Origin of the sequence: Enterobacter sp. BIDMC 27 (assembly GCF_000534415.1) — a bacterium.
Lineage (GTDB): Bacteria > Pseudomonadota > Gammaproteobacteria > Enterobacterales > Enterobacteriaceae > Enterobacter > Enterobacter hormaechei_C.
The window spans coordinates 4,418,709-4,441,627 of sequence record NZ_KI973178.1; the positions used below are offsets into that span (position 1 = coordinate 4,418,709).

Genomic DNA, 22,919 nt, shown 5'->3' on the forward strand with positions numbered 1-22,919 from the left:
TTCTACGTAAAAATCCAGAACTGTGATCGACATCAACTATGATGTAACGCCGCTGTTAAAATATGTTCAAAACTGATGGTCACCAGGAGCCATAATATGAATTCCATCTTTACCGAAGAGAATTTGCTGGCCTTCACCACCGCGGCACGTTTTGGCAGTTTTAGCAAAGCGGCTGCCGAGCTGGGCGTAACCACCTCCGCCATCAGTTACACCATCAAACGCATGGAGACCGGACTGGACGTGGTGCTGTTTGTACGCAACACGCGCAGCATTGAGCTGACCGAATCCGGTTTTTATTTTTATCGTAAAGCGACCGACCTGCTGAATGACTTTCATGCCATCAAGCGCGGGATTGATACCATTTCTCAGGGCATTGAGACGCGGGTGCGCATCTGCATAAACCAGCTTTTGTATACGCCACGCCATACCGCGCGTTTGCTCCAGGTGCTGAAAAAACAGTTTCCCACCTGCCAGATCACAGTGACGACCGAGGTGTATAACGGCGTCTGGGATTCCATCATTAATAATCAGGCCAATATCGCCATTGGCGCGCCGGATACGCTGCTGGACGGCGGCGGCATTGATTACACCGAGATAGGGGCGATCCGCTGGGTATTTGCCATCGCGCCCACGCATCCGCTGGCGTTCGCCCCGGAGCCCATTTCCGAAAGTCAGCTGCGTCTGTATCCCAATATCATGGTCGAGGACACCGCGCATACCATCAACAAGAAGGTGGGCTGGCTGCTTCACGGTCAGGAGGCGATTCTGGTGCCGGACTTCAACACGAAATGCCAGTGTCAGATCCTGGGGGAAGGTATTGGCTTTTTACCGGAATATATGACGCGTGAGGCGGTGGAGGAAGGGCTGCTGGTAACGCGGCGGATCAATAATCCACGTCAGGATTCGCGCATGCTGCTCGCCACGCAGCATGCGGCGACCGGTCAGGTCACGCGCTGGATCAAACAGCAGTTTGGCCCGGAAGGCGTGCTGACCCGGATCTACAGTGACTTACTGTGGCGTACCTAGCTCTTCGTCTGAACCCAAAACGCGTGGATAAGACCGGGGAAGTAGCCCAGGATGGTCAGAAGGATATTCAGAATAAACGCCCAGCCCAGCCCCTTGCCAAGCAGCACGCCCAGCGGCGGGAGAATAATCGTAAAAACAACGCGCCAAAAACCCATAAAAAACTCCGTGCAAGCTAACCAATTGAAAATTATAAAAGACACTTCTCTAAGCGTAGCCAGTTTACGGTTAACTGCCATGCGTCTCTCGCGCTTTTACCTGCCTTTACCCTCTTTACACTGGCTTAAACCCCCGCCTTAAATGCTCTACTGTTCTGAAATTGACCTTAAGGAAACGCAATGTCTCTTTCTCTTATTTCGCCGCAGCAGGCAAACGCGCTGATTGCTGAAAGTGATGCCGTGGAACCGACGTACCTGATAAGGAGTATCTGAAAGATTAGGCTGTACCCCGCCCCCGGACGTGGGCTATGGTGAAGATCATGACAATGATGAGGAGGTGCTATGTTTTCTGTCGGTGATTATGTCCAACCGCGTCAGGGCGGTCCGAAACTGAAAGTGCTCGAAGTGAATGGTGAAAACATTGTGGCTGTGCAGGCCAGCAATGAGCAGGGCGAGAAATATCACCTGAAAGCGGCGGACGTGGTTCTGTACTCCGAAGACGGTGACTTTGGCGTCTGCTAAGTCAATAATCGGGCGGAATACACCGCCCGAATAATCATCAGATTAGGAAATCGTCCAGCGATTTACCGTTTGCCAGTGCGGTTGCAATTGGCTTTGGCGTACGCCCCTGGCCGGTCCAGGTTTTTTCTTCACCGTTCGCGTCAGTAAAACGATATTTCGCCGCACGCGCTTTACGTTTTTTCGTCGGCTGACCCGCCTGCGCCAGATCACTGCCTAACAGATCGCTCGGAGAAATACCGTCAGCTTTCATCAGTTCCAGCAGAGCATTAATTTTATCCTGCTGTTCAGCGCGTTGACGCTCTAATTCAGCCTGCTCGCTGCGTTTTTCTTCAGTGACAATCCGGAATTTTTCCAGCACTTCTTCCAGAACATCCATGGATAATTCACGTGCCAGCGCCCGGAGGGTACGAATATTATTAAGATTCTGTAACGTTAAAGCCATAATAATGAAAAACCTTTCTTCGTGTGTATAACATAAATCAGGCAACAGAATAATTGATTTTTGTTCTGATATCTACCCACCCTGACGTTTTGACATTATTGTAAATGTTTTAGAATATCCCGTTAATATAACCCCGAAATATATGTCTGTTTTAATGCGTAATATACCGCCCTTCCCCAGGCCAAAAACCCCTGTTTAAAACAGTTCAAAAAACCGCCTCCACTCTCCCACACAACAGAGGTTTTACACGCGCACTGATAAGCTAATCCATTGATTTATTTTAATAAAATATAGACAGGGAGAGAAAATAACGAAGCGCGCAAAAAACGCACAACTTTAGAGAATTTTATGGCCAAAGCGCCTGCAAATAAAAATTAATCACTACTTGTTAGTTAAAAGCCAGAGAGATACGCTATACACTCATAGCAAACCAACCTAAAGCACTAAGGGCCGCAGGTAAAACGCCACTTTTTTGTCCTGTTCGAGGAGTTCAGACATGTTCTCACCGCAGTCTCGCCTGCGCCATGCGGTAGCGGATACGTTCGCGATGGTCGTTTACTGTTCCGTCGTGAATATGCTGATTGAAATTTTCCTGTCGGGAATGTCCTTTGAGCAATCCCTCTCGTCGCGCCTGGTGGCCATTCCGGTGAATATCATGATTGCCTGGCCGTACGGCCTGTATCGCGATGCAGTGATGCGTTTAGCCCGGCGTATTAGCCCGGCGGGTTGGGTAAAAAACCTGGCGGACGTGCTGGCTTACGTAACGTTCCAGTCCCCGGTGTATGTGGTTATTTTGCTGACGGTGGGCGCAGACTGGCATCAAATCGCCGCTGCGGTAAGTTCAAATATCGTGGTATCCATGCTGATGGGTGCGGTGTACGGTTACTTTCTTGACTACTGCCGCCGCCTGTTTAAAGTCAGCCCTTATAGCCAGGCAAAAGCGTAAGGTAAGGCGACTGGCTCAGGCCAGTCGCAGAGTTATTGTACGTCGCCAAACAGCCCTTTCAGGAACCGCTCCAGCGCCATACGCGAGCTGAAACCGTGCGGAATACCATAATGTTCATGCGTCTCGCCGCCTAAATAGAGCGGAAATTGCTGATAATGATCGCAGGTTTTAATATCCGAGGCGGGCTCAGCAAATGACAGGCTTCTGTCTTTGAGTGTCGGGTGAATAATGAGAGCAGTACGCCCCATTCTTGCTTCACGGTTGACGTAAACATAATTCTCACCACGGCGATATCCGTACGCTTTTGATGTTACCTCATCCATGGTGAACCCTTCTTTTTCAAGAACGCGCGCCACCTCATCGGGTCGTAAATACATATCTTTTCCTCATTATCATTCCTGCCCGGCAACCTTACAGTATTCAGCATTAGCAGGGCTTTCAGAATATTCCATAAACTGCCCGATAAGCCGTGACTCGCTTCAGATATTACATTTCTGGACTAAACTAAACGGGAACACAAATTATGGAGGATCGTATGTTTAACAGACCGAACCGAAACGATATTAATGACGACACACAGGATATTCGTAACGATGTCAGCCAATTAGCGGACACGCTGGAAGCCGTATTGAAATCCTGGGGCTCTGACGCGAAGGACGAAGCAGATGCCGCGAAACGTAAGGCTCAGTCTCTGCTGCGTGAAACGCGGGCAAGGATGAATGGCCGCTCACGTACCACTCAGGCGGCCTGCGACATGGCCAGCTGCGCCACCACCTTCGTACGTGAAAAACCACTTTGTACGCTGGGAACGGTCGCGGCGGTCGGGATTTTTGTCGGCGCCCTGCTTAGCTTGCGTAAGTAAGCGCGCGTTCTCAGCCCCGGTCGCCTCAGGCGCCGGGGCTTTTCTTTGCCTGACAGCCTGAAAAACCCGCACAGCCCGCCCTGCCCCGCCAGGCTCATCGTTGGGGCCTTATTAATCTGTATTTCCCATATCTTGTGTGGTTGAAACTTATCGCAACTACATCTAGTATTCCCTTTAGAAAGACACACACAACATGACGCGTTTACTCGCGCCGTTCTCTCATTCTAAATGGAAATACGAATCATGAGCATTATTATTTACACTCGTAACGATTGTGTTCAGTGCCACGCCACGAAACGGGCGATGGAGAGCCGCGGCGTGGCATTTGAGATGGTCAATATTGATCAGGTGCCCGACGCGGCAGACACCCTGCGGGCGCAGGGTTTCCGTCAGCTTCCGGTTGTCGTTGCCGGCGACACCAGCTGGTCTGGCTTCCGTCCGGACATGATCAACCGCCTTGCCGCTCAGGGCGTCAGTGCATGAGCACGCTGGTCTACTTTTCCAGCAGCTCGGAAAACACGCTTCGGTTTATGGAGCGTCTCGGGCTGCCCGCGATACGCATTCCGCTGAACGAGCGGGAGCGTATTCAGGTAGACGAACCCTACATTCTGGTGGTGCCCAGCTATGGAGGTGGCGGCACCGCAGGGGCTGTGCCTCGTCAGGTGATCCGCTTTCTGAACGATCCCCATAACCGGCAGCTGATTCGCGGCGTGATCGCCGCAGGCAATCGCAACTTCGGCGAGGCCTTTGCCCGCGCCGGGGATGTCATCTCTCAAAAATGCGGCGTGCCGTATCTCTATCGTTTTGAACTGATGGGGACACAGCAGGACGTAGAGAACGTGCGTAAAGGAGTGAACGAATTTTGGCAACGACAACCGCAGAACGCGTGATTCAGGCGACGCCGGATTACCACGCATTAAACGCCATGCTAAACCTCTATGACCGCGAGGGGCGCATTCAGTTTGGCAAAGATCATGAGGCGGTGGACGCCTTTTTTGCCGCTCATGTACGCCCGAACAGCGTCGTCTTTGGCAGCCAGCAGGAACGTCTCGACTGGCTGGTAAAAGAGGGTTATTACGAAGAGCGTGTCCTGACACGCTACGACCGCGCCTTCGTGGTGGCATTGTTTGAACGGGCGCACGCCAGCGGTTTTCGCTTCCAGACGTTTCTCGGCGCGTGGAAGTATTACACCAGCTACACCCTGAAAACCTTTGACGGCAAACGCTATTTAGAAAGCTTTGAAGATCGGGTGGTGATGGTGGCGCTGACGCTGGCGCAGGGCGATGAAGCGCTGGCCGAAAGACTCACGGAGGAGATCCTCTCCGGTCGCTTCCAGCCCGCCACGCCAACGTTCCTTAACTGTGGGAAAGCCCAGCGCGGCGAACTGGTCTCCTGCTTCCTGCTGCGTATTGAAGACAATATGGAGTCGATTGGCCGTGCGGTGAATTCGGCGCTACAGCTTTCGAAACGCGGCGGCGGCGTGGCGTTTCTGCTTTCGAACCTGCGGGAAGCGGGCGCGCCGATTAAGCGCATCGAAAACCAGTCTTCCGGCGTCATCCCGGTGATGAAGATGCTGGAAGATGCCTTCTCATACGCCAACCAGCTTGGCGCACGTCAGGGCGCGGGTGCGGTTTATCTGCACGCGCACCACCCGGACATTCTGCGTTTTCTGGATACCAAACGTGAAAACGCCGACGAAAAGATCCGCATCAAAACCCTGTCGCTTGGCGTGGTGATCCCGGATATCACGTTTAAGCTGGCTAAAGAGAATGCCGACATGGCGCTCTTCTCACCGTATGACGTTGAGCGGATTTACGGCAAAGCCTTTGGCGACGTGGCGATAAGCGAGCTGTACGACGAGCTGGTGGCCGACGATCGCATTCGCAAAAAAACCATCAACGCCCGCGATTTCTTCCAGACGCTGGCTGAAATTCAGTTTGAGTCCGGCTATCCGTACATCATGTACGAGGACACGGTGAACCGCGCTAACCCGATTGCCGGGCGCATCAACATGAGCAATCTGTGCTCGGAGATTTTGCAGGTCAACAGCGCGTCCACCTACGACGAAAACCTCGACTACGCGGACGTGGGCAAGGATATCTCCTGTAACCTCGGGTCGCTGAATATTGCCCATACCATGGATTCACCCGATTTTGGCCGCACGGTAGAGACCGCCATTCGCGGGCTGACGGCGGTATCGGACATGAGCCACATCCGCAGCGTACCGTCCATTGAGGCGGGCAACGCCGCGTCGCATGCCATCGGCCTTGGGCAGATGAACCTGCACGGCTATCTGGCGCGGGAGGGCATCGCCTACGGTAGCCCGGAAGGGCTGGATTTCACCAACCTTTATTTCTACACCATCACCTGGCATGCGCTGCATACCTCGATGATGCTGGCGCGCGAACGCCACCAGCGGTTCGCAGGCTTTGAGCAGTCCCGCTACGCCAGCGGAGAGTATTTCAGCCAGTATCTGGAAGGCGACTGGCAGCCGAAAACCGAAAAAGTACGCGCGCTGTTTGCCCGCGCTGGCATCACCCTGCCGACGCGTGAGATGTGGCAACAGCTGCGTGAAGAGGTGATGCGCTACGGCATTTATAACCAGAACCTTCAGGCGGTGCCGCCAACCGGCTCCATTTCCTATATCAATCACGCCACGTCGAGCATCCACCCCATCGTGTCGAAGATTGAAATCCGTAAGGAAGGCAAAACCGGGCGCGTCTACTACCCCGCCCCGTTTATGACCAACGAGAATCTGGCGCTGTACCAGGACGCCTATGAGATTGGCCCGGAAAAGATCATTGATACCTACGCCGAGGCGACTAAACATGTGGATCAGGGGCTGTCGCTGACGCTCTTCTTCCCGGACACCGCCACCACGCGGGATATCAACAAAGCGCAGATCTACGCCTGGAAGAAAGGCATCAAAACGCTGTACTACATTCGCCTGCGCCAGCTCGCGCTGGAAGGCACCGAAATTGAAGGCTGCGTGTCCTGCGCGCTGTAAGGAGAAAGGATGAAACTGTCACGCGTAAGTGCCGTTAACTGGAACAAAATTCAGGATGATAAAGACCTGGAGGTCTGGAACCGCCTGACCAGCAACTTCTGGCTGCCGGAAAAGGTCCCGCTCTCCAACGATATTCCGGCCTGGCAAACCCTGAGCCATGCCGAGCAGCAGCTGACAATCCGCGTCTTTACCGGCCTGACGCTGCTGGACACCATTCAGAATACCGTGGGTGCGCCCGCGCTGATGAGTGATGCGCTGACCCCGCACGAAGAGGCGGTAATGTCGAATATCAGCTTTATGGAGGCGGTCCATGCCCGCTCCTACAGCTCGATTTTCTCCACCCTGTGCCAGACCAGAGACGTGGACGCGGCCTACGCCTGGAGTGAAGAGAGCGCGTCATTGCAGCGCAAGGCAGATCTGGTGCTGGAATATTACCGGGCCGACGAGCCGCTGAAGAAGAAGATCGCCAGCGTGTTCCTGGAATCTTTCCTCTTCTATTCCGGCTTCTGGCTGCCTATGTACTGGTCGAGCCGGGGCAAGCTCACCAACACCGCCGATTTGATTCGCCTCATCATCCGCGATGAAGCGGTACACGGGTATTACATCGGCTATAAGTATCAGAAAGGGCTGGAGAAAGTCAGCGCGGAAAAACGCGAGGAACTCAAAGGTTTTGCCCTCGATTTACTGATGGATCTGTATGACAACGAGCTGAGCTATACCGAAGAGCTGTACGCCGGAACGGGCTGGGAAGAGGACGTAAAAGCCTTCCTCTGCTACAACGCCAACAAGGCGCTGATGAACCTGGGCTACGAAGCGTTATTCCCACCAGAAATGGCGGAGGTGAACCCGGCGATCCTCGCGGCGCTGTCGCCCAACGCCGATGAAAACCACGACTTCTTTTCCGGGTCCGGCTCGTCGTACGTGATGGGTAAAGCGGTGGAAACGCAAGACGAGGACTGGGATTTTTAATGAATGAATTAACGTTCATTAATTAACTCTGCATTTCATTATTTCCAGCCGAATATTCCACGACGTACTACACTGTAATTTCCCCGTCATATTCGCCTGAATCACACCGATTCAGGCGAAATTCTCCCATGCAACAGCAAAAAATTGAGAAAAATTCAAACCGCCCTCAGCCCTTTATTCATGGGAAATTCAGCCGTTTCGCTTGCGGCAAAATTCCGGCCTCAGGCCGGCCCAGGGTTGTCTCAGATTCTGAGTATGTTAGGGTAATGCCAGTTAACTATTTACCATGGTAATCATATCGACATAAACAAATAACAGGACACTCTCTATTGCATGGCAATTAAATTAGAAGTGAAAAATCTTTATAAAGTATTTGGCGAGCACCCGCAGCGTGCTTTCAAATATATTGAGAAAGGCCTTTCGAAAGAGCAAATTCTGGAAAAAACCGGGCTATCGCTTGGCGTTAAAGACGCCAGTCTGGCCATTGAAGAAGGCGAGATTTTTGTCATCATGGGATTATCCGGTTCGGGTAAATCCACTATGGTTCGCCTTCTCAATCGCCTGATTGAACCCACCCGCGGACAGGTGCTGATAGACGGCGTGGATATCGCCAGAATATCAGACGCAGATCTCCGTGAGGTGCGCAGAAAGAAAATTGCGATGGTGTTTCAGTCATTTGCACTGATGCCGCACATGACGGTACTCGATAATACCGCCTTTGGCATGGAGTTAGCCGGCACGCCCGCTCAGGAACGTCAGGAAAAAGCCCTTGATGCACTGCGTCAGGTCGGGCTGGAAAATTATGCTCATGCGTATCCGGATGAACTCTCCGGCGGTATGCGTCAGCGTGTGGGATTAGCGCGTGCATTAGCGATTAATCCGGACATTTTATTAATGGACGAAGCCTTCTCGGCGCTCGATCCCTTAATTCGCACCGAGATGCAGGATGAGCTGGTAAAATTACAGGCCAAACATCAGCGCACCATTGTTTTTATTTCTCACGATCTGGATGAAGCCATGCGTATTGGCGACCGTATCGCCATTATGCAAAATGGTGAAGTGGTGCAGGTCGGCACACCGGATGAAATTCTCAATAATCCGGCGAATGATTATGTGCGCACCTTCTTCCGCGGCGTGGATATTAGCCACGTATTCAGTGCGAAAGATATTGCCCGTCGAACACCAAACGGCATTATTCGTAAAACGCCAGGTTTTGGCCCGCGCTCCGCGCTGAAGCTGTTGCAGGACGAAGACCGTGAATACGGTTATCTGGTTGAACGCGGCAATAAATTTGTCGGCGTGGTCTCCATCGACTCTCTGAAAACCGCCCTGAGCGAAAACCAGGGAATCGATGCGGCGTTGATTGACGCTCCGCTTGCCGTGGACGCCGAAACGCCGCTCAGCGAGTTGCTCTCTCACGTGGGTCAGGCGCCGTGCGCCGTGCCGGTCGTCGGTGAAGAACAACAGTACGTTGGCATCATCTCAAAACGGATGCTGCTACAGGCTTTAGATCGCGAGGGGACAAACAATGGCTGATCAATCAAACCCATGGGGCACCACTGAAGCAGCGGACAGCGCGGCGCAATCTGCCGATGCGTGGGGGTCGACGCCTGCGCCTGCCGATGGCGGCGGCGCGGCAGACTGGCTCAACAGCGCACCAGCGCCTGCCCCAGAGCATTTCAATATTATGGATCCGTTCCACAAGACGCTGATCCCGCTGGATAGCTGGGTAACGGAGGGGATCGACTGGGTCGTTACCCACTTCCGTCCGGTGTTCCAGGGGATCCGCATCCCGGTGGATTACATCCTGAACGGCTTCCAGCAGCTGATGCTGGGCATGCCCGCGCCGGTGGCGATTATCCTGTTCTCGCTGATCGCATGGCAGTTCGGCAGCGCGGGTATGGGGATCGCCACGCTCATCTCCCTGATTGCCATCGGCGCGATTGGCGCGTGGTCTCAGGCGATGATCACCCTGGCGCTGGTGCTGACCGCCCTGCTGTTCTGCGTGGTGATCGGCCTGCCGATGGGGATCTGGCTGGCGCGCAGCCCCCGGGCCGCGAAGATTATCCGCCCGCTGCTGGATGCGATGCAGACCACGCCAGCGTTCGTTTACCTGGTGCCTATCGTGATGCTGTTCGGCATCGGTAACGTACCGGGGGTGGTCGTGACCATTATCTTCGCCCTGCCACCGATTATTCGCCTGACCATTCTGGGCATTAACCAGGTGCCTGCGGATCTGATAGAGGCATCGCGCTCGTTCGGCGCCAGCCCGCGTCAGATGCTGTTTAAGGTTCAGCTTCCGCTGGCGATGCCGACCATTATGGCAGGTGTTAACCAGACGCTGATGCTGGCGCTGTCCATGGTGGTGATCGCCTCGATGATTGCCGTTGGCGGGTTAGGTCAGATGGTACTGCGCGGCATTGGCCGTCTCGATATGGGGCTGGCGACCGTCGGCGGCGTCGGGATTGTGATCCTCGCCATCATTCTTGACCGCCTGACCCAGGCTGTCGGTCGTGATTCACGTAGTCGCGGCAACCGTCGCTGGTACACCACCGGCCCTGTCGGGTTACTCACCCGCCCATTTACAAAATAAGGAACAACGATGCGACATAACGTACTTTTTGCCACAGCGTTTGCGACCCTTGTCTCCACCAGCGCAGTTGCCGCTGACCTGCCGGGCAAAGGCATTACCGTGCAGCCGGTGCAGAGCACCATTTCGGAAGAGTCCTTCCAGACCCAGATTGTCAGCCGTGCGCTGGAGAAGCTGGGCTATACGGTGAATACCGCCAGCGAAGTGGATTACAACGTGGGCTATACCTCCATTGCCTCCGGTGATGCCACCTTTACCGCCGTGAACTGGCAGCCGCTGCACGACGACATGTATGCCGCCGCAGGCGGTGACAAGAAATTCTACCGCGAAGGCACCTTTGTGACCGGCGCTGCGCAGGGATATCTGATCGACAAGAAAACCGCCGATAAGTATCACATCACCAATATTGAACAGCTGAAAGATCCGAAGATTGCAAAACTGTTTGATACCAACGGTGACGGTAAAGCCGACATGATGGGCTGTTCGCCGGGCTGGGGCTGTGAAGCGGTGATTAACCACCAGAACAAAGCCTTCGATCTGGCGAAGACCGTCGACGTGAGCCACGGCAATTACTCTGCGATGATGGCCGACACCATCGCCCGCTTTAAAGAAGGCAAGCCGGTGATTTACTACACCTGGACGCCGTACTGGGTGAGCGACGTGCTGAAGCCGGGCAAAGACGTGGTGTGGTTGCAGGTGCCCTTCTCCTCCCTGCCAGGCGAGCAGAAAGATATCGATACCAAACTGCCAAACGGCATGAACTATGGCTTCCCGGTGAACACCATGCATATTGTGGCGAACAAAGCCTGGGCCGAGAAAAACCCGGCGGCGGCGAAGCTGTTCTCGGTGATGAAACTGCCGCTGGCAGACATTAACGCCCAGAACGCGATGATGCACGCGGGTAAATCATCCGAAGCTGATATCAAAGGCCACGTGGATGGCTGGATCAAAGCCCACCAGCAGCAGTTCGATGGCTGGGTGAAAGAGGCGCTTGAGGCGCAGAAGTAAAACATTTTCCCTCACCCTAACCCTCTCCCAGGGGAAGAGGGAACGATGACCACCCTCTCCCCCTGGGAGAGGGTCGGGGTGAGGGGATCAAACCGCACCCAACCTTAACCGCACAATCCACCACGTAACAATTCCCCAACATTCACCATCATTGGTTATTATGTTTCCGGAAAAATAATCACTTAACTCACGATTCCTGAAACTAATGACAAAAACAACTCAAGGGCTTAGCCCCGCACTCATCCTTTTAATGTCCGTGGCAACGGGTCTGGCCGTCGCCAGCAACTATTACGCACAACCACTGCTCGACACCATCGCACGCGCCTTCGATCTTTCAGCCAGCTCCGCCGGGTTTATTGTCACCGCCGCACAGCTCGGCTATGCGGCCGGGCTGCTGTTCCTGGTGCCATTAGGCGATATGTTTGAGCGCCGGATGCTTATCGTCTCCATGACGCTGCTGGCGGCGGGCGGGATGTTGATCACCGCCAGCAGCCAGTCGTTAACGATGATGATTATCGGCACCGCGCTGACGGGGCTGTTCTCGGTGGTGGCGCAAATTCTGGTTCCCCTCGCCGCGACGCTGGCTTCCCCGGAAAAACGCGGCAAAGTGGTCGGCACTATCATGAGCGGCCTGCTGCTGGGCATCCTGCTGGCGCGAACCGTTGCCGGGCTGCTGGCGAGCCTCGGCGGCTGGCGCACCGTTTACTGGGTGGCGAGCGTGCTGATGGTTATCATGGCGCTGGCCCTGTGGCGCGGCCTGCCAAAGGTGAAGCAGGAAAATCACCTGAACTATCCGCAGCTCCTCGCCTCCGTTTTCAGCCTCTTTACCCGGGATAAACTCCTGCGCACGCGCGCCATTCTGGGGTGTCTCACCTTCGCTAACTTCAGCATCTTATGGACGTCGATGGCGTTTCTGCTCGCCGCGCCGCCGTTTAACTACTCAGAAGGCGTGATTGGCCTGTTCGGGCTGGCAGGCGCGGCTGGCGCACTGGGCGCGCGCCCGGCGGGTGGGCTGGCCGACAAAGGCAAATCTCATATGACCACCTCCGCAGGGCTGGTTTTACTCCTGCTCTCCTGGGCGGCCATCTGGTACGGACACGTATCTGTGCTGGCGCTGATTGTCGGTATTCTGGTGCTCGACCTCACCATGCAGGGTGTACATATCACCAACCAGACCGTGATTTACCGCGTGAAGCCGGATGCCCGTAACCGTCTGACGGCCGGGTACATGACCAGCTACTTTATCGGCGGCGCGGCGGGCTCGCTCATCTCAGCCTCCGCCTGGCAGCATGCGGGCTGGACGGGCGTGTGCGCCATCGGCGCCATTGTCGCGGCGATAAATCTGCTGGTATGGTGGCGCGGCTATCACCGTCAGGAAGCAATTCACTAAGTTTTACATTGCTTTGGGCCCCCTGGGGTGTAAAGGGGGCCTGCATCTGTTAAGGTAACGGTAATCATTTATCCCAGAAATTTTACTGTGGGTGACATATTTACTACCGGCATGAATAGTTCAGACCCCTGTCCTCACATCCCCTCTTTCGCGGGTACACACCCCACGCTCTCTGTGTTCACCGGGTCACGGATTTACCCGGCGCTTTCTGATGGTGACATACGTTTGGCGGATATAACCGCACAAATAATTCATTTACATTATTTGTCACTGTCGTTACTATATCGGCTGTAATTAATGAGGTTATGCCCAAAATGGATAGTTCGTTTACGCCCATTGAACAAATGCTTAAGTTCCGCGCCAGTCGTCATGAGGATTTCCCGTATCAGGAAATTCTGCTGACCCGCCTGTGCATGCACATGCAGGGTAAGCTGCTGGAAAATCGTAACAAGATGCTGAAAGCGCAGGGGATTAACGAGACGTTGTTTATGGCGTTAATTACGCTGGAGTCTCAGGAAAATCACAGCATTCAGCCGTCGGAACTGAGCTGTGCGCTGGGGTCATCCCGTACCAATGCGACCCGTATCGCGGATGAACTGGAAAAGCGCGGCTGGATCGAACGCCGTGAAAGCGATAACGATCGCCGCTGCCTGCATCTGCAACTGACCGAGAAAGGTCACGAATTCTTGCGCGAAGTGCTGCCACCGCAGCACAACTGCCTGCACCAGCTCTGGTCTGCCCTCAGCACCGCCGAGCGCGACCAGCTTGAGCACATTACTCGCAAGCTGCTCACCCGTCTGGACCAGATGGATGAAGACGGCGTCATCCTTGAGGCGCTGCGCTAACGCGACGATCCGCTCAACATTCCAGATTGCTAAAAAGAAAAACTGACAGGCCAGCACGTGAAACTGCTGGCCTTTCTGACAACAGGTCGGCTCAGCCGATGTGAAAATAAAAAGATCGTGGAGAACAACAATGAGCGCAAATGCGGAGAACACCCTCCCGCAGCAACCGGCCAACAAAAAGGGCAAACGTAAGAGCGCCCTTATTCTGCTGACCTTGCTCTTTATTATTATTGCCGTGGCATATGGGATCTATTGGTTTTTAGTCTTGCGTCATGTTGAAGAGACAGACGATGCATACGTGGCAGGGAATCAGGTTCAAATCATGGCCCAGGTGTCAGGCAGCGTGACGAAAGTCTGGGCTGATAACACCGACTTTGTGAAAAAAGGCGATGTGCTGGTCACGCTCGACCCGACCGACGCCCAACAGGCGTTTGAAAAAGCACAGACGGCGCTGGCCTCCAGCGTTCGCCAGACCCGCCAGCTGATGATCAACAGCAAGCAGCTTCAGGCCAATATCGACGTGCAGAAAACGGCCCTGGCTCAGGCGCAGAGCGACCTCAATCGTCGTGTTCCTCTCGGCACCGCCAACCTGATTGGCCGTGAAGAGTTGCAGCACGCCCGCGACGCGGTGGCCAGCGCACAGGCGCAGCTGGACGTGGCGATCCAACAGTACAACGCTAATCAGGCGATGGTGCTGGGTACCTCTCTGGAAAACCAGCCAGCGGTGAAACAGGCGGCGACCGAAGTGCGTAACGCATGGCTTGCCCTGCAACGTACCAAAATCGTCAGCCCGATGACCGGCTACGTTTCCCGTCGTTCCGTACAGCCTGGGGCGCAGATTAGCACCACCACGCCGCTAATGGCGGTCGTTCCGGCGAACAATCTGTGGGTCGATGCGAACTTCAAAGAGACCCAGCTGGCGCATATGCGTATCGGCCAGACCGCGACCGTGGTCAGCGATATTTACGGCGATGACGTCAAGTACACCGGAAAAGTGGTCGGTCTGGACATGGGGACCGGCAGCGCGTTCAGCCTGCTGCCTGCACAGAACGCCACCGGCAACTGGATCAAAGTGGTACAGCGCTTGCCTGTGCGTATCGAGCTGGATCCTAAGCAGCTGGCAGACCATCCGCTGCGAATTGGCCTTTCCACGCTGGTGACGGTCGATACCGCCAACCGCGACGGTCAGATCCTCGCAAGCCAGGTGCGCAGTACGCCAGCTTATGAAAGTAACGCCCGTGAAATTAGCCTCGATCCGGTCAATAAGCTGATCGATGACATCGTGAAGGCAAACGCCGGTTAAGCCGAAGGTGAGCGTTATGCAACAGCAAAAGCCGCAAAAACCGCTGGAGGGGGCGCAGCTGGTCATTATGACCATTGCGCTGTCGCTGGCGACATTCATGCAGGTGCTGGACTCCACCATCGCAAACGTGGCGATCCCTACGATCGCCGGGAACCTTGGCTCATCGCTGAGCCAGGGGACCTGGGTCATTACCTCGTTCGGGGTGGCGAACGCCATCTCCATTCCCATCACCGGCTGGCTGGCGAAGCGCGTCGGTGAAGTGAAGCTGTTCCTCTGGTCGACGATCCTGTTCGTGCTGGCCTCCTGGGCCTGCGGCATGTCCAGCAGCCTGACGATGCTGATTTTCTTCCGCGTCATCCAGGGGATTGTCGCCGGGCCGTTGATTCCGCTGTCGCAGAGTTTGCTGCTGAACAACTATCCGCCCGCCAAGCGCTCCATCGCGCTCGCGCTGTGGTCGATGACGGTGATCGTCGCCCCAATTTGCGGGCCAATCCTCGGCGGCTATATCAGCGATAACTATCACTGGGGCTGGATCTTCTTCATCAACGTGCCCATCGGTGCGCTGGTGGTGCTGATGACGCTACAGTCTCTGCGTGGTCGCGAAACGCGGACCGAACAGCGGCGGATCGACGGCATCGGGCTGGCACTGCTGGTTGTCGGCATCGGCAGCCTGCAAATCATGCTCGACCGCGGCAAAGAGCTGGACTGGTTCGCCTCTACGGAAATCATTGTGCTGACGGTGGTCGCCGTGGTGGCCATCAGCTTCCTGATTGTCTGGGAGCTGACGGACGATAATCCGATAGTCGACCTCTCGCTGTTTAAATCGCGAAACTTCACCATCGGCTGCCTCTGTATCAGTCTCGCCTATATGCTCTACTTCGGCGCGATTGTTCTGCTGCCGCAGCTGTTGCAGGAGGTGTACGGCTATACCGCAACCTGGGCGGGGCTGGCCTCCGCGCCGGTGGGGTTAATTCCGGTTCTGCTGTCGCCGATTATTGGCCGTTTCGCCCATAAGCTCGACATGCGCAGGCTGGTGACGTTCAGCTTCATCATGTACGCCGTGTGCTTCTACTGGCGCGCGTATACGTTTGAACCGGGAATGGACTTTGGCGCCTCCGCGTGGCCGCAGTTTATTCAGGGCTTCGCCGTAGCGTGCTTCTTTATGCCGCTGACCACCATTACGCTTTCCGGCTTACCGCCTGAGCGGATGGCGGCGGCATCGAGCCTGTCGAACTTCACCCGTACGCTGGCGGGCTCCATCGGGACTTCGATCACCACCACGCTGTGGACCAACCGGGAATCGATGCACCATGCTCAACTCACCGAAGCGGTGAACCCGTTCAACCCTAACGCTCAGCAGATGTATAGCCAGCTTGAGGGGATGGGGATGACGGAGCAGCAGGCGTCCGGCTGGCTTGCCCAGCAGATCACCAACCAGGGGCTGATTATCTCGGCAAACGAGATTTTCTGGATATCGGCGGGGATCTTCATCGTCCTGCTGGGGCTGGTGTGGTTTGCCAAACCACCGTTTGGGGCCGGTAGCGGGGGCGGTGGGGCGCACTAGCCCTGTGCACGGGTTGCCGGGTGGCGGCTACGCCTTACCCGGCCTACGATCGTAGGCCCGGTAAGCGCAGCGCCACCGGGCAACAATCGCCCCCCTTGTCCAAAACGCGACAGCGATTGTCAGTTCCGATAAAGCAGCGCGCCTGAAATCGATTCACGATAGTGAAAAGACGACAGGAGCGCACCATGCTGAACACACCCGCCGACAAATACCAGCCTTACCCCACCCTTTCGTTGCCCGACCGCCGCTGGCCGGAGCAGATTATTACCCGCGCCCCGCGCTGGCTCTCGACCGACTTACGCGACGGTAACCAGGCGCTGGCCGAGCCGATGGACAGCGCGCGCAAGCTGCAATTCTGGGATCTGCTGCTGAGCTGCGGGTTTAAAGAAATCGAAGTCGCCTTCCCGTCCGCCTCGCAGACGGACTTCAATTTTGTGCGTCAGCTGATTGAGGAGAACCGCATCCCGGATGACGTCACCATTCAGGTGTTAACGCAGGCGCGGGACGATCTTATCCGCCGCACTTTCGACTCCCTGCGCGGCGCGAAGCAGGCCACCGTTCACCTGTATAACGCCACCGCCCCGCTGTTCCGCCGTCTGGTATTCGGCATGGAGAAAGCGCAAATCGTCGAGCTGGCGACGCGCGCGACGCGCCTGATTCGTCAGCTGTGTGAAGAGAACCCTGACACCCGCTGGCAGTACGAGTACTCCCCGGAAACCTTCTGCTTTACCGAACCGGAGTTTGCGCTGGAGATTTGTGAAGCCGTGGCGGAGATCTGGCAGCCGTGCGCGGCGCGTCCGATGATCCTCAACCTCCCCGCTACCGTCGAAGTGAGCACGCCGAACGTCTATGCCGACCAGATCGAGTATTTCTGCCGCCACTTCAGCCGCCGTAGTGACGTCTGTATCAGCGTGCACCCGCATAACGATCGCGGTACCGGCGTCGCCAGCGCAGAGCTGGCCGTCATGGCCGGGGCTGACCGCGTGGAGGGCTGCCTGTTTGGTAACGGTGAGCGCACGGGCAACGTCTGCCTGGTGACGCTGGCGATGAACCTCTACAGCCAGGGCATTAGCCCGAATCTGGATTTCAGTGATATGAATCGGGTGGTTGAAACGGTAGAAACCTGCAACCAGCTGCCCGTCGATCCGCGCCATCCATGGGCGGGTCGTCTGGCTTACACCGCCTTCTCCGGCTCGCACCAGGATGCCATCAAGAAAGGTTTCGATGCCCGTAAGCCTGGCGAACGCTGGGAGATGCCCTATCTGCCCGTCGACCCGCAGGATATTGGCTGTACCTATGAAGCGGTGATCCGCGTGAACAGCCAGTCAGGAAAAAGCGGAAGCGCCTGGCTTATTGAGCAAAACCACGGCCTGAAATTGCCTCGCGCCCTGCAACAGGATTTTAGCCAGCACGTGCAGCAGGAAACGGATAACCATGGAAAAGAGATGACGCAGAATGCGCTCTGGCAGCTGTTCCGCGCCCGCTACGGCCTGGTGGCGAGCCCGCCATTAGCGCTGCAATCGTACCGCAGCGACAGCCAGCAGGACGGCCAGCTGCGGCTGACGGCAAGCGTCGCCACGCAAGGGGGCACCCGCCAGCTGGAAGGCCAGGGAAACGGTTTGCTCTCCGCCGCCGCTCACGGCTTAAGCCGCTGGATCAACGCACCGTTTGTGATCAAGGATTATCACGAACATACGTTAGGCGAACGCAGCGACAGCCGCTCGGTGGCCTATATCCGCTGCCTGTTCCAGGATGGGACCAGCCGCTGGGGCGTGGGCATCGACAGCGACGTGGCACGCGCGTCGATTCAGGCGCTTTTAAACGCGGTTAGTCGTTCCTGAAGTAATCGCTGGGTGAGAGACCCATTACCCGGCGAAACATTGCCGTAAAGGCGCTGTGGCTGCCATACCCCAGATCCAGCGCCACGCGTAATACCGGCTGGCCCTGCGCCAGCCGCACTAAGGCTTCCAGCAGTCGCGCCCTTCTCACCCACTCGCCGTAGCTCAGGCCTGTCTGCTGCTGAAAATGGCGGTTCAGCGTGCGTTCGCTCATCCCCACAATACCTGCGGCCTGGGCGCTGCTCCAGCTTTCTCCCGGGGCCATTCGAATCTGCTGGCAGAGGTGGCGCAGCGCTTCGCTTTCCGGCTCGGGCAGGTGAAACGGCAGTACCGGCATGAGGCGAATTTCATCGAGGATCAGCTCATAAACACGTTCATCGCGGCTTCCGGGTGCGTAAGATTCAGGAAGCGTAAGGGAGGTCAGGATCAGCTCGCGCAGCAGGGGCGAGATCTGCACGATCTGGCAGGTCGCCGGAAGATCGGCGCGCGCCAGCGGGTCGATAAACAGCGTGCGGGCAGCAACGTTGCCGGTGATGCGCAAGGCGTGCTGCGTACCCGCAGGTAGCCAGACGCCGCGACCGGGCGGCACCACCCAGCAGCCGGATTCGGTATCGACCCGCACGACGCCGGTGAGGCTGTGCAGGAGCTGCGCGCAGTCGTGCTGATGCCACGGCTCGCTGTCGCCATGAGCATAATCATGCGAAAACGGCACAAGCGGGCGATGGGTAAAGGAGAAGGTGGTGGTTGTCGTCATCAGGATTGTAGGCCCGGTCAGCGAAGCGCCACCGGGCATCCACAGGCACGATACTAAATGTGCAGTTCCTGAAGTTTTTCTTTTGGCAGGGCCAGCTCGTCATTGCTGTTTACACGAACATCACGTTCGATGATATGACGGGCAATCTCCTGAGCTTCTTCCAGAGAGTGCATCTGGTAAGTGCCGCACTGGTAAACGTTCAGCTCAGGGATCTGGTTCTGCTCTTTCACCTTCAGCACGTCTTCCATCGCCGCTTTCCACGCATCCGCGACGCGTTTCTCATCAGGCTGACCAATCAGGCTCATGTAGAAACCGGTGCGGCAGCCCATCGGAGAGATATCGATGATCTCCACGCCGTTGCCGTTCAGGTGGTCGCGCATGAATCCGGCGAACAGGTGTTCCAGCGTGTGAATGCCTTTCTCTGGCATCACTTCTTTATTGGGCACGCAGAAGCGCAGGTCGAAAACGGTGATCGTGTCGCCGTGCGGCGTGTTCATGGTCTTCGCCACGCGGACTGCTGGTGCTTCCATACGGGTATGGTCGACAGTAAAGCTATCTAATAACGGCATACGTCACCTCCGATAGTGATTTTTTTAAAATAAACTGAACTCTTCTACAGAATGCGCGTCTGAGTATATGAAAGACGCGCATTTGTTATCATCATCCCTGAATTCAGAGATGTATATTTTGGCCACAGCGATGTGGCCTTTTTCTTTTTGGTTCAGGCCTGCTTCGCCAGAAACGCCTCAAACGACTCCGTATCCGCCGCTTCGACCTCTTTCTGACGCACAACGGACGCATCACGCTCTGTCACAAAATCCGCTTCGCTCAGGATCTCTAACGGCTCCTGCATCAGCATCTCACGGTACTCCGCTGAGAGTGAACGCCCTGTGCCACCAATTCCCTGCTCAATCATAGAACGCAGAATACGTGCTGAGAATGTCAGTTCCGGGTTATCAAAGCTTTCAACCAGTTCGTCGCAGACCTTCTGGTAAGCTTCGCCGCCGTACACGCTGTCCAGCGTCTGGGCTACGCGCTTCAGGTCATGGAACAGATCCTTCCCTACCTTAGACAGTGGGAACTGAGCCGTTTCACAGCCAATACCTAACGTCAGACCCGGCTTGCGCCCTTCCAGAATCACGCGATTCCAGTTGGCACGGGTACACAGCAGTTCGTCGGAACTCATTTCCGGCGCATCCGCCAGTACGCACCAGACCATAAACAGGTCAAGGAAGCGAACCTGCTGTTCGTCAACGCCAATCGGTGAGAACGGGTTGATATCCAGCGAGCGCACTTCAATGTATTCAATCCCGCCGCGCTGAAGCGCATCCGACGGCGTTTCACCGCTGCGCGTCACGCGCTTCGGACGAATCGGCGCATACAGTTCATTTTCAATCTGCAACACGTTGGTGTTAATTTGCAGGCGCTTACCGTCTTTTTCGAGGCCGATTTTTTCGTACTCTTCCGACGGGGTTTTTATCGCCCGCTTCAAGCCTGCCACATATTCGTGCAGATCGTTAAACGTAATTCCGAGATTACTTTGCGATTTATTGGTATAGCCAAGGTCGCTCAGGCGCAGGGAGGTCGCGTACGGCAGGTAATACATGCCACATTCGGTCTTCTCGAACGGCAGCGTGGTCGGTTTCCCTTGCAGGAACGAAGAACAGACGGCCGGTGACGCGCCGAACAGATACGGAATAACCCAGCCAAAACGGTAGTAGTTGCGGATCAGGCGGAAGTAACCCGCGGAGATCGCTTCTTTATCCGTTTCACCGCACTTCGCCTGCCAGAACGCCATCGGCAGAGAGAAATTGTAGTGCACGCCAGAGATCGTCTGCATCAGTGCGCCGTAGCGATTTTTCAGTCCTTCGCGATACAGCGTTTTCAGCCGACCAATATTCGAGGTGCCGTACTGCGCCAGCTCGATATCCTGCCCCTGATCGATATAGCACGGCATGCTGAGCGGCCACATACGCTCGTCGCCGAGGTTGCGGGCGGTGAAGCGATGCACGTCGCGCATGATCGTCAGCATATGATCAATATCACCGTCTACTGGCGTGATGAACTCCAGCAGCGCTTCGGCGAAATCGGTTGTGATCCATTTATGTGTCAGCGCCGAGCCTAACGCCTTCGGGTGTCCCGTAGTCGCTAAGCTACCATCCGCATTTACGCGCAGCGTTTCGCGCTCAAGCCCACGCTGAATACCCTTCAGTGCCTGAGGGTGATTTTCCAGCCAGGCCAGCGCCTGTGATACGTCCGGGATCAATTTGACCTCCCGCCTGTCAAAAAATTGTCACTCAGCATAATTGTAATGGTTGACGATTGAAGGTCGCGAATTCATTCCACCAATTAGTGCCACCACGTCATACCCTGTAGTGTTACCCATGCCAGTAAAACATAGCGTAACGCCTTGCCAAGGCACAAAAAAAAGAGCACCGGTCCCCAGGAGATGCGCATCCATCCCGCCAGCAGACACAGTAAATCGCCTATTACAGGCATCCAGCTTAATAACAGCGTGGCAGCGCCATAGCGTTTTAGCCAGCCGACTGCCTTTTCCTGCCAGCGAGATTTTTCGCGTAGCGGAAAGAAACGTCCAAGAATAACGTTAGTCAGCCCTCCAAGGCTATTACCCATTGTTGCTATTAAGACCAGCAACCAGGGCTGACTTACGCCGGACAACAGCATCGCCACCAGCACCACTTCCGAATTCCCCGGTAAGAGGGTGGAGCTTAAAAAACTGCTGGCGAATAATGAAGCGAGTGACAGCGCGTCACTCACAGTAAGCGAACGTCCACCGCCGCCATTCCGGCATCACGCGCGGCCTGAATGCCAAAATCAGCATCTTCAAACACCACGCATTTTGCAGGTGGAACACCCATTAATTCTGCACAGAGCAGGAAGGTATCCGGTGCGGGTTTGTGATGTTTAACATGATCGGCGGCAACGACGGCAGAAAAATAGTGGCGCAGGCCAAGGTGGTTGAGTAGCGCTTCAGCAATCGCGCTCTCGCTGCCCGTACCGACAGACATAGGACGACGCCCGTGCCACTCCTTGACGACGTCAATGAGTGGTAAAGGCTGCACGGTGTCTAACAGTATGGCTTTTACCGCGTCGGTTTTTTCACGCGCGAGCTGATGCGGGTCGAGATCGGCCTGATTCAGCTCAATCACGGCCTGTGCGATACGCCAGGTGGGCGATCCATTGAGGGCAATCATCGCCTGTAAATCGAAACGCATACCGTAACGGCCCAGGACTTCGGTCCAGGCCTGACGATGCGTGGGTTCGGTATCCAGGAGGGTGCCGTCCATGTCGAAGATCAAACCGTCATACTGTGCGTACATCGTGCTCTCGCTAAACGATTAACAAAGCATTACTTTATCGTAAAAGGGGATTTTTGTCGCTGATTGCGAAGTGATAACAATGAGAGTGATTAAGAACTAAACATCGAAGGGGATCACAAGAAGAGATGGTGCATCCGGGAGGATTCGAACCTCCGACCGCTCGGTTCGTAGCCGAGTACTCTATCCAGCTGAGCTACGGATGCATCGGGATTTACTGCTGTACTTCTCGATACTCATATCACTTCAAAAGCAATATGAAGTAAAAAATGGTGCATCCGGGAGGATTCGAACCTCCGACCGCTCGGTTCGTAGCCGAGTACTCTATCCAGCTGAGCTACGGATGCATCGGGATTTACT

Annotated in this window: 24 protein-coding genes and 2 tRNA genes; 16 read left to right on the forward strand and 10 right to left on the reverse strand. The window is 55.6% G+C overall.

Going from position 1 to position 22,919, the window contains the following annotated elements; translation table 11 throughout:
• Window positions 1–96: 96 nt before the first annotated feature.
• Window positions 97–1,026, forward strand: a complete 930-nt coding sequence (locus L463_RS02075; RefSeq protein ID WP_023295311.1) for a LysR substrate-binding domain-containing protein — start codon at window positions 97–99, stop codon at window positions 1,024–1,026.
• On the opposite strand, the gene L463_RS02070 is transcribed toward L463_RS02075, so the two are convergent.
• Window positions 1,023–1,181, reverse strand: a complete 159-nt coding sequence (locus L463_RS02070; RefSeq protein ID WP_003862203.1) for a YqaE/Pmp3 family membrane protein — start codon at window positions 1,179–1,181, stop codon at window positions 1,023–1,025. The genes L463_RS02075 and L463_RS02070 overlap by 4 nt on opposite strands.
• Window positions 1,182–1,523: 342 nt before the next feature.
• On the opposite strand from L463_RS02070, the gene L463_RS02065 reads away from it, so the two are divergent.
• A complete protein-coding gene (locus L463_RS02065; protein ID WP_015571651.1) occupies window positions 1,524–1,703 on the forward strand; it encodes a YodC family protein in 180 nt (59 codons plus the stop codon).
• A 37-nt stretch (window positions 1,704–1,740) separates the two neighbouring features.
• On the opposite strand, the gene stpA is transcribed toward L463_RS02065, so the two are convergent.
• The gene (gene stpA / locus L463_RS02060) at window positions 1,741–2,145 is read right to left on the reverse strand and encodes a DNA-binding protein StpA (RefSeq protein WP_015571652.1); all 405 of its coding nucleotides are present in this window, start codon (window positions 2,143–2,145) and stop codon (window positions 1,741–1,743) included.
• A 496-nt stretch (window positions 2,146–2,641) separates the two neighbouring features.
• On the opposite strand from stpA, the gene alaE reads away from it, so the two are divergent.
• Window positions 2,642–3,091, forward strand: coding sequence for an L-alanine exporter AlaE (gene alaE / locus L463_RS02055; RefSeq protein ID WP_015571653.1), 450 nt, complete (start codon window positions 2,642–2,644; stop codon window positions 3,089–3,091).
• Window positions 3,092–3,123: 32 nt separating this feature from the next.
• On the opposite strand, the gene L463_RS02050 is transcribed toward alaE, so the two are convergent.
• Complete coding sequence (locus L463_RS02050; protein ID WP_006811693.1) at window positions 3,124–3,468, reverse strand: DUF2002 family protein; 345 nt, start codon at window positions 3,466–3,468, stop codon at window positions 3,124–3,126.
• A gap of 158 nt (window positions 3,469–3,626) precedes the next feature.
• Here L463_RS02050 and L463_RS02045 point away from each other — a divergent pair, with 158 nt between their 5' ends.
• The 13 genes from L463_RS02045 (at window position 3,627) to leuA (ending at window position 18,470) form a co-directional block, all read left to right on the forward strand.
• Complete coding sequence (locus tag L463_RS02045) at window positions 3,627–3,953, forward strand: ElaB/YgaM/YqjD family protein (protein WP_017382769.1); 327 nt, start codon at window positions 3,627–3,629, stop codon at window positions 3,951–3,953.
• A 243-nt stretch (window positions 3,954–4,196) separates the two neighbouring features.
• Window positions 4,197–4,436, forward strand: coding sequence for a glutaredoxin-like protein NrdH (gene nrdH / locus L463_RS02040; RefSeq protein ID WP_017382770.1), 240 nt, complete (start codon window positions 4,197–4,199; stop codon window positions 4,434–4,436).
• Window positions 4,433–4,843 (forward strand): class Ib ribonucleoside-diphosphate reductase assembly flavoprotein NrdI, encoded by a 411-nt coding sequence (gene nrdI / locus L463_RS02035; RefSeq protein WP_015571656.1) that lies wholly within the window; start codon window positions 4,433–4,435, stop codon window positions 4,841–4,843. The genes nrdH and nrdI overlap by 4 nt, the downstream gene beginning before the upstream one ends.
• Entirely contained in the window at window positions 4,816–6,960 is a 2,145-nt protein-coding gene (gene nrdE / locus L463_RS02030; RefSeq protein ID WP_017692796.1) for a class 1b ribonucleoside-diphosphate reductase subunit alpha, read from the forward strand. Before nrdI ends, nrdE begins: the two co-directional genes overlap by 28 nt.
• Before the next feature lie 9 nt (window positions 6,961–6,969).
• Complete coding sequence (gene nrdF / locus L463_RS02025) at window positions 6,970–7,929, forward strand: class 1b ribonucleoside-diphosphate reductase subunit beta (RefSeq protein WP_017382773.1); 960 nt, start codon at window positions 6,970–6,972, stop codon at window positions 7,927–7,929.
• Between the two features lie 333 nt (window positions 7,930–8,262).
• Window positions 8,263–9,465, forward strand: a complete 1,203-nt coding sequence (proV, locus tag L463_RS02020) for a glycine betaine/L-proline ABC transporter ATP-binding protein ProV (RefSeq protein ID WP_023295312.1) — start codon at window positions 8,263–8,265, stop codon at window positions 9,463–9,465.
• Window positions 9,458–10,522, forward strand: coding sequence for a glycine betaine/L-proline ABC transporter permease ProW (proW, locus tag L463_RS02015; protein WP_015571659.1), 1,065 nt, complete (start codon window positions 9,458–9,460; stop codon window positions 10,520–10,522). Before proV ends, proW begins: the two co-directional genes overlap by 8 nt.
• 9 nt (window positions 10,523–10,531) lie before the next feature.
• Window positions 10,532–11,527 carry a glycine betaine/L-proline ABC transporter substrate-binding protein ProX gene (gene proX, locus L463_RS02010; RefSeq protein ID WP_017382774.1) on the forward strand — a complete coding sequence of 332 codons (996 nt, stop codon included), beginning with the start codon at window positions 10,532–10,534 and terminating at the stop codon, window positions 11,525–11,527.
• Between the two features lie 205 nt (window positions 11,528–11,732).
• Window positions 11,733–12,917, forward strand: a complete 1,185-nt coding sequence (locus L463_RS02005) for an MFS transporter (RefSeq protein WP_032104522.1) — start codon at window positions 11,733–11,735, stop codon at window positions 12,915–12,917.
• A 314-nt stretch (window positions 12,918–13,231) separates the two neighbouring features.
• Window positions 13,232–13,762, forward strand: coding sequence for a multidrug efflux transporter EmrAB transcriptional repressor EmrR (emrR, locus tag L463_RS02000; protein WP_017694792.1), 531 nt, complete (start codon window positions 13,232–13,234; stop codon window positions 13,760–13,762).
• Between the two features lie 130 nt (window positions 13,763–13,892).
• Complete coding sequence (gene emrA, locus L463_RS01995) at window positions 13,893–15,065, forward strand: multidrug efflux MFS transporter periplasmic adaptor subunit EmrA (protein WP_017382776.1); 1,173 nt, start codon at window positions 13,893–13,895, stop codon at window positions 15,063–15,065.
• Between the two features lie 16 nt (window positions 15,066–15,081).
• Entirely contained in the window at window positions 15,082–16,629 is a 1,548-nt protein-coding gene (gene emrB / locus L463_RS01990) for a multidrug efflux MFS transporter permease subunit EmrB (RefSeq protein WP_006811709.1), read from the forward strand.
• A gap of 185 nt (window positions 16,630–16,814) precedes the next feature.
• Window positions 16,815–18,470, forward strand: coding sequence for a 2-isopropylmalate synthase (gene leuA / locus L463_RS01985; RefSeq protein WP_032673307.1), 1,656 nt, complete (start codon window positions 16,815–16,817; stop codon window positions 18,468–18,470).
• Here the strand turns inward: leuA and L463_RS01980 are convergent.
• The 7 genes from L463_RS01980 to L463_RS01950 all read right to left on the reverse strand — a co-directional run bounded on the left by L463_RS01980 (window position 18,457) and on the right by L463_RS01950 (window position 22,906).
• A complete protein-coding gene (locus L463_RS01980) occupies window positions 18,457–19,221 on the reverse strand; it encodes an AraC family transcriptional regulator (protein WP_032104524.1) in 765 nt (254 codons plus the stop codon). The genes leuA and L463_RS01980 overlap by 14 nt on opposite strands.
• A gap of 53 nt (window positions 19,222–19,274) precedes the next feature.
• Entirely contained in the window at window positions 19,275–19,790 is a 516-nt protein-coding gene (gene luxS, locus L463_RS01975) for an S-ribosylhomocysteine lyase (protein WP_017382778.1), read from the reverse strand.
• 152 nt (window positions 19,791–19,942) lie between these two features.
• Window positions 19,943–21,487: a glutamate--cysteine ligase gene (gene gshA / locus L463_RS01970; RefSeq protein ID WP_032104517.1), complete on the reverse strand. Its 1,545-nt coding sequence runs from the start codon at window positions 21,485–21,487 to the stop codon at window positions 19,943–19,945.
• An 83-nt stretch (window positions 21,488–21,570) separates the two neighbouring features.
• Complete coding sequence (locus tag L463_RS01965; protein ID WP_017692791.1) at window positions 21,571–21,999, reverse strand: YqaA family protein; 429 nt, start codon at window positions 21,997–21,999, stop codon at window positions 21,571–21,573.
• The gene (yqaB, locus tag L463_RS01960) at window positions 21,996–22,562 is read right to left on the reverse strand and encodes a fructose-1-phosphate/6-phosphogluconate phosphatase (protein WP_015571665.1); all 567 of its coding nucleotides are present in this window, start codon (window positions 22,560–22,562) and stop codon (window positions 21,996–21,998) included. The genes L463_RS01965 and yqaB overlap by 4 nt, the downstream gene beginning before the upstream one ends.
• A gap of 126 nt (window positions 22,563–22,688) precedes the next feature.
• Window positions 22,689–22,765, reverse strand: a tRNA-Arg gene (locus L463_RS01955).
• Window positions 22,766–22,829: 64 nt separating this feature from the next.
• Window positions 22,830–22,906, reverse strand: a tRNA-Arg gene (locus tag L463_RS01950).
• Window positions 22,907–22,919: the final 13 nt, after the last annotated feature.